This window comes from Polaromonas sp. P1_G2 (genome assembly GCF_056405515.1).
The window spans coordinates 1-547 of record NZ_JBFUBY010000818.1 but is presented as its reverse complement, the minus strand read 5'-3'; the positions used below and the strand labels follow the sequence as shown (position 1 = coordinate 547).

Annotated in this window: 2 protein-coding genes; both read right to left on the bottom strand. The window is 56.7% G+C overall.

Annotated features, from left to right (window positions below):
* Nucleotides 1–309 (bottom strand): quinolinate synthase NadA (gene nadA, locus AC1D0P_RS27785; RefSeq protein WP_477679676.1); only part of this gene is annotated, 309 nt, incomplete at its 3' end.
* A gap of 67 nt (nt 310–376) precedes the next feature.
* Nucleotides 377–547, bottom strand: a 171-nt coding sequence (locus tag AC1D0P_RS27780; RefSeq protein ID WP_477679677.1) for an NrtR DNA-binding winged helix domain-containing protein, incomplete at its 5' end; no start/stop codon positions are given.

Sequence of the window (547 nt, the reverse complement as noted above, 5' to 3'; positions counted from 1 at the left end):
GATCAGCACGGTCTTGCCCGGGTTGAGAAGCTTGGCGGTCTCGGCCATGAAATGCACGCCGGCCAGTACGATCACGTCCGCCTCGACCTGCATGGCTTTGCGGGCAAGTGCGAGGCTGTCGCCGACGATATCGGCCACTCCATGGAAGATTTCGGGCGTCTGGTAATTATGCGCGAGGATCACCGCGTTGCGTTTGCGTTTCAGGTCGAGGATCGCCGCGATGTCCTCCTCGTGAAACATCCATTCGGCTTTGGGAACGACACGGCTGACGCGGTCGTAGAGCGAAGACAGTGAAACTGCGGGTGACATAGGCGCCTCCTATATACTCAGATTGAGTATTAGTCGGATAGAGACATATTCTCGATTTGAGAATATGTCAAACCCGCGAAAGTGGTAATTTAGTTCCAGCGAATTCGCGTTCTTCCCGCACGCTGCGCCTGAAGCGGAACAGCTTCGCTGGCCGGCCCCCGGTCTCGCTTTCGCTCTCGCCGGTTTCCTCGACGAGATCGTGCTGTTCGATTAGTCGGCGGAAGTTGGGTTTGTAGAG